Annotated in this window: 1 protein-coding gene; it reads right to left on the reverse strand. The window is 38.6% G+C overall.

Going from position 1 to position 11478, the window contains the following annotated elements; translation table 11 throughout:
- Nucleotides 1-141: 141 nt before the first annotated feature.
- Complete coding sequence (locus ABE099_RS11950) at nt 142-11469, reverse strand: amino acid adenylation domain-containing protein (RefSeq protein WP_430030892.1); 11328 nt, start codon at nt 11467-11469, stop codon at nt 142-144.
- Nucleotides 11470-11478: the final 9 nt, after the last annotated feature.

Genomic DNA, 11478 nt, shown 5'->3' on the forward strand with positions numbered 1-11478 from the left:
ATCGTGGATTATTTCACCACGAGCATGATGACGAGCACAAGCACATAATCCGGCATGATACATCTTCCATAATCCCCATCCCCTACGCACACAGCATCTCCTACATTCGTAGTAATGGGGATTATGGGTAAAAATAGAACATTAAATCTGTTTCATGACATTTTTAAGGAGCTCTTTTTCAATTGTAATGCCTATAATGCGAGCCATCAGAGTACTATTTTGGATATAGAAATGCATACTAACTCCAAAGTCTTCAGAATCTATAAACTCTGTTCGTAGAAGCATGCTCTCTACTGATATATCATCTCTGCTTGCAAACTTATCAAGGACTCCCTGATAATTAATGATTGGAATACGTTTTGATATCTCATTAAAACCATACTTTTGTGCTATAAGCATCAACTTTTCTGTAATTGCCGATTGATTGATACTTAGTTTTTCGAATGCTGGTAAAATCTGTTTTATCACTTTACTTTTCATATCATAAATTGAATAGTCTAAATTTAAAGTTAGGCCCAGCATTCCCTTATTGAATTCATCTCTGTTATGTGTCAAAACGGAAATAGGCAAGTTATCCAATTCAGATAAGTCACTATACATAAGCCTTGATAAAAATTCTGCTGCTGCATTAATAGGTTGTTCACTAAATTTCTGATATTGCAGCTCATTTAGTTTTACATTGATTTCTGTAGACCTTTTAGGATCCTGTCGAGAAACTAAATTAGCTGTTTTTTTAGCAACTTCAATGTATTCCACCATCTTAGACTCTTGCTTGCTAGAAAGCTCTAGTTCATTAACTTGGTTTTTAATCTTTTTGCAATATTCTATAAAAGAATAATGATTGAGATTATTAACTCTGTTGTTCAAAGTTTCATGAAGCATTACTTTAAACAAATCTTGTGAGACTCCATCCCATATTAAATGATGGATTGCACTCAGCAATATACAATTATTCCTATCCAATTCTACAATTAAGAATCTAGATAATAGCTTACCGTCAGTTAGAAAACTCATTTCATTTGCAATTTCTTTAAATTGTTCTGTAGATAATTGTAAGTTTCCTTTCATTACTGGAATTTCCCATTCATCTGAATAATCGTATTCTTCTAAATAGGTCATATTTTGATTTATTTTTGTTCTTAATGCTCCATGACTAGAAATTATTTTCTTTACTGATAAAGCAGTATTCTCTACTGTTCCTTCTATTCTTATAACTTCACTAATAATCTCTGTGTCGAGTCGCAAAAATTCTTCATGCCCTGTCAATACAGGACATTCTAAAATAGAACGTGTTTTTATATAGTTATCCCCATAATAATTCAGCTGTTCTTGTATCATGGACTTTAGATCACTATCACCATAATCACCAATATATGAAATATCCAATGGCATTTTCACTGTTTCTTTTCTGGTTAAACACGTTTCAACTACATCCTTAATTGCTTGTTCATATGCCAACATAAAGGTTTGAGCATCTTGGTCAGAATACAATCCAGTATCATAGATTAGATCAAATTCAAGCTCTCCATTTAAAACAGCACCATTTAGAGACAATCCCATTCCTGATGAATTTTTGTCTGACATACTTCTTCCTAATGGCATTTCCGAAATTGATATTCCTTCAATTCTGTCTATCTCATTATCCAGTTCCCCAAGATAATTAAATGTTATTGCTGTGTTCACCTCAAGTCCATTGTGCTCACCAAGATATTTCAAAATCCCATATCCAATTCCATGATTAGGAATCTGCCTCAATGTATTTTTTGTCTCAAAAATACTTTCTTCAACAGTATCCTTTGTCTCCAAAACAACAGGGTATACACTTGTAAACCAACCCACCGTACGATCGATGACGATCTCTCTATCTATTTCCTCTCTTCCGTGACCTTCCATTTCAATTGTTAGGTAATTAGAGCTTCTCCATCGTTTTATGGCAATTGAAAGTGATGCAAGTAACAAGTCATTTATTTCTGTTTTGTATGTCTTTCCTGCTTCAAACAACAACTTTTGGGTCGTTTCGGAGTTGATTTTCACTACTTTATTTTTATGTTGACCGCTTGCCGTCTGCATACTCTTGAATGTCTCAGTACTATTAGATTTTCTCGATATATTTTCCCAGTATGCAATTTCATTTGAGAGCACTTCACTCTTAGCATATTGTGTTAAGGCATCTGCCCATTCCTTGAATGAAGCTGTTTTCTGTGGCAATGTGATTTTACCTGTCTCTTGTAGTTGTTGATATCCACCGAATAAATCTTCCAACAAAATTCTCCATGACACACCGTCTATAACTAAATGATGTACACAAATCAGTAAGTGATCTCCACTGTTTGTATGAAATAGCCCTATTTTTACCAAAGGCCCCTTAGCAAGATCAATGCTTGACTGTAATTTATCGCTGGCATACCCTATTTCTTTTGATACATCTTGCACTTTTGTAAAATCTTTTTCAACCCAATCGTATAACCTGCTTTCCTCCGTAGACAGCGTGATCTGATGTTGTCCGTTAAATACATTCCTCAAAGCATCATGATGTTTAATGATTTCAGTAATTGCTGTCTTTAAATTAGGTATGTCAAACTGCTCGTTACTTCTTAACATTAAAGCCTGATTAAAATGGTTTGGTACTATGTGATTATTAAGGAAAAATTGTATTTGTATCGGAGTTAGTAAACTTTCCCCATTAATTTCTCCCTGTTCGTAAGCTTGATTTAATTGTCCCTTTTGAATATTTTCACCAATCATTCTTGCTGTCTGCTGATATATTAATGCTGCGAAAGAGAGCTTATAGCCTTTTTCCCGTAACTTCGAAACCGCCTTAATCGCTTTAATAGAATCTCCACCAAGTTCAAAGAAACTATCCTCTATTCCTACAGGTGAAACCCCTAAAATTTCTTCAAAAATGTCCGTAATGACTTCCTCTGTTACAGTCCTTGGTGGAATATATTCTTGTCCCGCCAACACATCCGGTTCTGGCAATGCCTTTATATCCAGCTTACCATTTGGAGTCAGTGGCAATACATCGATCTGCATCATAAAGCTAGGTAACATATACTCTGGTAGAGCTTCTCTCAAATTATTTTTAATTTCAGACATCTCCAGCTTTTGCTCTTTACTTGTCGGTATTAGGTATGCACATATACGCTTGTCCCCATTTACTTCCAGCGCAACCACTGCGACATCAAATATACCGACCTGATTTCTTAAAATGCTTTCGATCTCCGACAACTCGATCCGATATCCTCGAATTTTAACCTGCTCATCTATTCTGCCTAGGTATTCTATTTCCCCATTAGGCAGCCATCTCGCCAAATCTCCAGAGCGGTACAACTTCCCCTCGCCATAGGGATTATCAATAAACTTTTCTGCTGTTAATTCAGGCTGGTTTAAATACCCTTTCGCTACTCCGTCTCCTGCAATACATAACTCGCCAGGAATGCCTACACCACACAACTCCATCTCATTGAGAATATATAACTGCATATTGCTAATGGGATGACCGATTCCTACACTTAAGCCTTTATCTTTTTCGCTAGAATAGACATAATCACAGCATCCAACTGTCGTCTCGGTAGGGCCATATTCATTATGAATCTTGACGTTATCTCCTAATAGCTTTTGCGTTTTCCATGCGGTATCTGTGGTTAACTCTTCTCCACCAACAATCAGTGTTTCGAGATTCGGTAGATCCACTTCGTCCACATAAGTTTCCAACATCTTTAAATGAGAAGGAGTAAGCTTAAGGAAAGTTACCCTGTTATCCTTTAATGCCACCTTTAATCTTTCCTCCGTGTCTCTTCCCTTTAACAGAAGGCATCCACCACTGATCAGCGGTAAATACAAGGAAGTGACGGAGAGGTCAAAACTTAAGCTTGTAATTAAGGCCGTAGTACACGCGGCTTTTTGGTACTCTTGATTGGCATAGGACAAGTAATGATCCAAATTCCCTCTTGTCACCACTACGCCTTTTGGTTTCCCTGTCGTTCCTGAAGTGTAGATCACATAGGCAATATCGTCTTTTATAGCGGCATATTCTGGACTTTGCTCCCTCTCATCCATGTTTTCAAAATTCATAGTGATACATGAGAGTTCAGTTTCCAGCTTCTTCTCTCTCGTTAAGATCACTTTTGGTGCTGCATCGTTAAGAATGTGCGCTATGCGTTCTTTTGGCGTTGCTGGATCAATCGGGACATAGGAGGCTCCACTCTTTAGCACCCCTAAAACCCCGATTATCGTCTCCACTTCCAGTGAAGCCATGACGGCTACTCTATCATTAGGCTGGACACCTAACGCAATTAGTTCCCATGCCAATGCATTTGCCTTGCGGTTTACTTCTCCATAACGAAGGACTCCCGTTTCGTGTTGTATTACTATCTTGTCGGGTGTCTGTTCCGCATGCTTCTCAAACAGCTTTACTATCGTATCAGTATGATCTTGTGCATACTCCGTATGCGTATCGTTGAACACAGTTAGTATTTCTTGCTGTTCTTCCTCACTAACCATGTGTAGTTCAGATAATTTCATTTCAGGGTTAGCAATCACTTTATCTAGCAAAATTTTAAAATGCTCAAGTACACCCTGTGCTGAAGATGGGGTAAATAATTCAGTGCAATATACCAGATCTAATGTGTACCCGTCTTCATACGCTGTCGCTTGTAAATCCAAATCAAATTTTGCATCGATAAAATGAATTCCCATCATGCGCACTTGGGCTTCGTCCATCGTAAGCGTAACTTCTTCGTTATTCTGCATCGTAAACATCACGTCAAATAGCGGATTGCGCGACAAATCACGACGTACTTCTACTTCCTCTACCAATTCTTCAAATGGGTATTCTTGATGCTCATAGGCATTCAAAGCAAGCTCTTTGATCTCGCTTAAAAATTGCAAGAACGTTTTTCCACCTTCTGGATATCCTCTCATTGCCAATGTATTGACAAACATCCCCGCTATCGTCTCGGTATCCTGATGCACCCTACCTGAGATTGGCGTCCCTACTACTATATCTTTTTGCCTGCTGTATTTGTGTAGCTCTACCATAAAGACAGCCAATAAGGTCATGTAATCCGTCGTTCCAATTTGCTTATTTATCTTCTCAATGCCGGCTTTTAGGTCTTTACTAAGCTGAATAGACACTTGTGCTCCCTTGTAACTTTGTGTCTTTGGACGTGGATAGTCCGTCACTAAATCCAAAACGGGAGCCTCTTCTTTGAATACTTCTTTCCAATAATCTCTTTGACTCTCCAGGTTTCTATCACGCATCCATTCACTATAATCCTTGTACTGGATTTCAAGTGGTGCTAGTCCCTCTCCGTTATAGAGTCGTGAGAAATCTTCGATGAATATATTTAAAGTCTTGTGATCCGAAATAATATGGTGCATATCAAATAGTAAAATATAGCGCTTATGATTCTTTTCTTTGATTACTTTAAAACGCATAAGTGGTGCTTTTCCGATATCAAACGGATGTACAAATTGCTCCATATCCGCTTCACTGTAGCTGTCGGTTTCTTCATACTCTACTTGGTAAAACACCTCTTCTGCGATGACTTGGTACGTTTCGCCTTCCGTCATAACAAAACTAGTGCGCAGCGACTCATGACGCTTAATCAGTTCATCTATTGCTTGCTGTATTTTTTCTAAATCAAGGTTACCTGTTACTTCTAATGCTGATGGCATGTTGTAGGCTGTACTACTACCTTCCATCTGATCCAGAATAAACAGTCTTTTTTGTGTAGAGGATGCTGGATAAGCTTCTCTCTTTTCTGCTTTTGGTATTGGAGTATATTCGCCTTCTCCCGCATCCTTAATCTTTTTCGCTAACATAGCAGGAGTTGGTGAACTAAATAGCTCTTTTACTGGCAAACGAATTCCTATTTTCTTCTCTATCGCATTAATAGCTGTCGTTGCTTTTAACGAATGCCCACCTAATTCAAAGAAGCTATCCTCTATCCCTATTGGAGATACGCCTAAGATTTCTTCAAATATGTCCGTAATGACTTGCTCTGTTTTAGTTCTTGGTGGAATATATTCTTGTCCCGCCAACACATCCGGTTCTGGCAATGCCTTTACATTCAGCTTACCATTTGGAGTAAGTGGCAATACATCAATCTGCATTATAAAGCTAGGTAACATATACTCTGGTAGAGCTTCTCTCAAATTATTTTTAATTTCAGACATTTCCAGCTTTTGCTCTTTACTTGTCGGTATTAGGTATGCACATATACGCTTGTCCCCATTTGCTTCCACTGCAATCACTGCAACATCCAATATCCCCGCCTGATTTCTTAAAATGCTCTCGATCTCGGACAACTCGATCCGATATCCTCGAATTTTAACCTGCTCATCTATTCTGCCGAGGTATTCTATTTCCCCATTAGGTAACCATCTCGCCAAATCTCCAGAGCGGTACAGCTTTCCCTCTCCATAGGGATTGTCGATAAACTTTTCTGCTGTTAATTCAGGCTGGTTTAAATACCCCTTCGCTACTCCGTTTCCTGCAATGCATAATTCACCAGGAATGCCTACACCACATAACTCCATCTCATTGAGTATATATAGCTGCATATTGCTAATGGGATGACCGATACCTACACTTAAGCCCTTATCCTTTTCACTAGAATAGACATAATCACAGCATCCAACTGTCGTCTCTGTAGGGCCGTATTCGTTATGAATCTTGACGTTATCTCCTAATAGCTTTTGCGTTTTCCATGCAATATCTGTCGTCAGCTCTTCTCCGCCAACAATTAGCGTTTCTAAATTCGGTAGATCTACTCCATCTGCATAGGTTTCCAGCATCTTTAAATGGGAAGGGGTAAGCTTAAGGAAAGTTACCCTATTATCTTGTAGTGCAACACTTAGTCTTTCCTCCGTGTCCCCTCCCTTTAATAGAAGACATCCACCACTAATCAGCGGTAAATACAAGGAAGTGACGGAGAGGTCGAAACTTAAGCTTGTAATTAAGGCCGTAGTACAAGCTGCCTTCTGATATTCTTGGCTTGCGTAAGACAAATAATGATCCAAATTGCCGCGTGTCACCGTCACACCTTTGGGCTTTCCTGTCGTTCCTGAAGTGTAGATCACGTAGGCAATATCGTCTTTTTCTACTGTACACTCTGGATTTTTGTCCTTCTCATTCATGTCTTCAAGATTCATAGAGATGAATGGGAGTTCTGTTTCCATATCCTTCTCTTTAGCTAAGATCACTTTGGGTGCTGCATTGTGAAGAATGTGCGCTATGCGTTCTTTTGGCGTTGCTGGATCAATCGGGACATAGGAGGCTCCACTCTTGAGTACGCCTAAAATCCCAATCATCGTTTCCACTTCCAGTGAAGCTATGACGGCAACTCTATCATTTCGCCCGACACCTAGTGAAATAAGATCCCCTGCCAACGCATTAGCCTTGCGGTTTACTTCTCCATAACGAAGGACTCCCGTTTCGTATTCGATAGCTATCTTCTCTGGTGTCTGCTCTACATGCTTCTCGAATAGCTCTACTACGGTATGAGCACCATTTTCTGTATATTCCATATGTGTATCGTTCTGTGTATCGTTAAAGGTAGTTAATATTTTTTGTTGTTCTTCCTCACTAACCATGTTTAGTTCAGATAATTTCATTTCAGGATTAGCAATTACCTTATCTAGCAAGACTTTAAAATGCTCAAGCATACCCTCTGCTGAAGTTTGGGTAAATAAATCAGTACAATATACTAGATCTAACACATACCCCTCTTCATACGCTGTCGCTTGTAAATCCAAATCAAATTTTGCATCGATGAAATGAATTCCCAACATGCGTACTTGGGCTTCGCCCATCGTAAGCGTAACTTCTTCGTTATTTTGCATCGTAAACATCACGTCAAACAATGGATTACGTGACAATTCACGGCGTACTTGTACTTCTTCTACCAACTCTTCAAATGGGTATTCTTGATGCTCATAGGCATTCAAAGCGAGCTCTTTGATTTCCCTTAAAAATTGTATGAATGTTTTTTCTGCCGTAGGATATCCTCTCATTGCCAATGTATTGACAAACATACCCGCTATCGTCTCGGTATCCTGATGCACCCTACCTAAGATTGGCGTTCCTACCACTATATCTTGTTGCCTGCTATACTTGTGTAGCTCTACCATAAAGACAGCCAATAAGGTCATGTAATCCGTCGTTCCAACTTGCTTATTTATCCCTTCAATGCCAGCCTTTTGGTCTTTATTAAGCTGAATAGACACTTGTGCTCCCTTGTAACTTTGTGTCTTTGGACGTGGATAGTCCATCACCAAATCCAAAACAGGTGCCTCGTCTTTAAATACTTTTTTCCAATAGTCTCTCTGGCTGTCTAAGTCTCTAATACTCATCCATTCACTATAATCCTTGTATTGGATTTCAAGTGGTTCCAGTCTTTCTCCGTTATAAAGTCGTGAGAAATCTTCGATTAATATATTTAACGTCTTATGATCCGAAATAATATGGTGCATATCAAATAATAAAATATAGCGCTTATGATTCTTTTCTTTGATTACTTTAAAACGCATAAGTGGTGCTTTTCCGAGGTCAAATGGACGTACAAATTGCTCCATAACTGCTTCACTGTAACTGTCGGTTTCTTCATATTCCACTTGGTAGACTACCTCGTCTGCAATGACTTGGTATGCTTCGCCTTCTGTCATGACAAAGCTAGTTCTTAGCGACTCATGACGCTTAATCAGATGATCTATGGCATGCTGTACTTTTTCTAAATCAAGGTCCCCTGTTACTTCTAATGCTGAAGCCATATTATAGGCTGTACTACTGCCTTCCATCTGATCGAGGATAAACAATCGTTTTTGTGTAGAGGATGCTGGGTAAGCTTTTCTTTTCTCTGATTTTGGTATTGGACTATATTCGCCTTCTCCCGCGGCCTCTATCTTTTTCGCCAACATGGCAGGAGTTGGTGAACTAAATATCTCTTTTACTGGCAAACGAATTCCTGTTTTTTTCTCTATCGCATTAATTGCTGTTGTTGCTTTTAACGAATGCCCACCTAATTCAAAGAAACTATCCTCTATTCCTATTGGAGATATGCCTAAGATCTCTTCAAATACATCTACAATTGCTTGTTCCGTTTTATTACTTGGTGGTATATATTTCAAGCTTTCCAACATATCTGGTTCAGGCAATCTAGCTTTATCCAATTTCCCATTTATCGTTAGTGGAAACTCATCGATCTGCATCATAAAGGAAGGAATCATATACTCCGTTATCTCTTCTCTTATTGCTTCTCTAATTTCGGATATGATGAGTTCTTGACCTTTCTCTGCAATCAGATATGCACAGAGCATTTTATCGCTTTCAACTTCTTTTACAACAACGACAGCATCTATAATTTTGTTCTGTTTTCTTAATACACTCTCGATTTCGCCTAACTCTATTCTGTAACCACGGACTTTTACCTGCTCATCTATTCGACCTAAATACTCTATATTCCCATCAGACTGCCAACGTGCTAAATCTCCTGTACGGTACAGTCTTCCCTCACCAAAAGGATTTCTAATAAACTTCTGATTCGTCAATTCTGGTTGATTCAAATACCCTCTTGCTAATCCGTCTCCTGCAATACATAACTCACCAGGTATGCCAATCCCGCATAACTCCATTCCATTTAGAAGATATACCTTAGTATTTGCAATTGGACGTCCAATAGTAATTGAAGTTGAGTCTGGATACACTCTAAAGCTAGTTGCATTTACAGTAGACTCTGTAGGGCCATACGTGTTCAGCACTTCTACTTTTTTTGCCCATTCTTTTAAGCTATCTAGATTACCTGCCTCTCCACCTGATTCCAGCAAACGAAGGGTTGGTAATGCCTCAACACATAATCCTTCTATTACCTTAGGTGTCAACGATGCTGTTGTTACATTATTTACATGCATATATTTTTGTAATTTTTCCATATCATATGTGAGATGCTTTGGCACAATACACAATGCTGCACCATTACAAAGTGCAGGGAAGATATCACCCACCGCTTGGTCAAAGGCTACATTTGCAAATTGCAGTACAGTATCCTTATCGTTTAATGCAAACGTATCTTCATATGTGACCCACATATTAACCGCATTTGGGTGTTCAATTAAAACTCCTTTAGGATTACCAGTTGTACCAGAAGTGTAGATACAATATGCTAAATCATTGGAGCTGTTAACATGGTAAAGATTGTCGGTTTCATTAGCATAATTAATCTCATCTTCTAAATCTAATACTGGAATATCTACCTTCCCTGGCAACTCATTCTTATACGTCAATACAATCTTTGGACTGCTGTCCTGAAGCATATACCCAATTCTATGATCCGGATATTCTGGATTGATGGGGACATAAGCTCCTCCTGCCTTGAGGATTGCTAAAATTCCTACAATCATTTCCATGCTACGTTCTGTAACCAAAGCAACCAAATCATTTGGAACCACGCCTAAATGCCGAAGAGTACGCGCTAACTGATTTGCTCTCTCATTCAGTTGGAAATAGGTCATCTGTTTATCTTCAAATTTGAGTGCAATATTTTCTGCTGTTTTCTCTACCTGCTTCTCAAATAGGCTTACTAGAGTTTGATCTTGAGCATATTGCACATTCGTTGCATTGAAATCAACCAATATCTTTTCTTGTTCCTCGATATCAAGCATATGCAAATCCTTAAGCTTTTTTTCTGGATGCATTACTGCTTCCTCAAGCAACATTACATAATGCCGTGCCATGTATTCAATCGTTTCTTGTTTAAATAAGTCTGTGCAATACTCAAAATCAATTTCATATCCTTCTGACGTACATTCAATCAAAACAGATAGGTCAAACTTTGCAACCTTCCTTTTAATGAATGCACTTTTCCCGCCTAATAGGCCTTGCATTTCAGTTGGTTTTTTCTTCTCTTTTAAACCGAACATAAAATCAAATATCGGATTTCTTGAAAGATCTCTCTTTTTCTCTACAGCCTCTACTAAATCTTCAAATTGGTATTCTTGATTGTCATAAGCCTGTAAACACTTCTCTTTCACAGCTAAAATCAAATGCTCAAAAGTATCATCAGGACAAACTTCTCCCTTTATTACTAGGGTATTTACAAACATCCCCAGCATACCTTTTGTATCTGCATGAACTCGGCCTGACACGGATGTGCCTACAATAATATCCCTTTGGCGACTATATTTGCCCAATAATAGCATAAATACAGATAGGGTAACCATAAATTCAGTAGCACCATGCTTTAGGGCTAAATTTTTAACCCCTAAGCTTAATGAATCATTTACTTTTGCTACAACATTTGCTCCCCTGAAGGACTGGATTTGAGGACGGAGGAAATCCGTCTTCAAATCTACCCTTGCGATTTCACCAGCGAATTCCCTCTTCCAGTATTCTTCCTGTTTTGTGATATCATAAAAATTCTGCCATACACTGAAATCTTTATACTGGACTCGGTTAGAATTTTTACTCATAAGTTCTCC

Source organism: Paenibacillus turicensis, from assembly GCF_050461185.1.
Classification (GTDB): domain Bacteria; phylum Bacillota; class Bacilli; order Paenibacillales; family Paenibacillaceae; genus Fontibacillus; species Fontibacillus turicensis_A.

Excerpts from the sequence above, each read along its gene's own strand:
- ABE099_RS11950 (WP_430030892.1), bottom strand. The coding sequence starts at position 11,469 with ATGAGTAAAAATTCTAACCGAGTCCAGTATAAAGATTTCAGTGTATGG.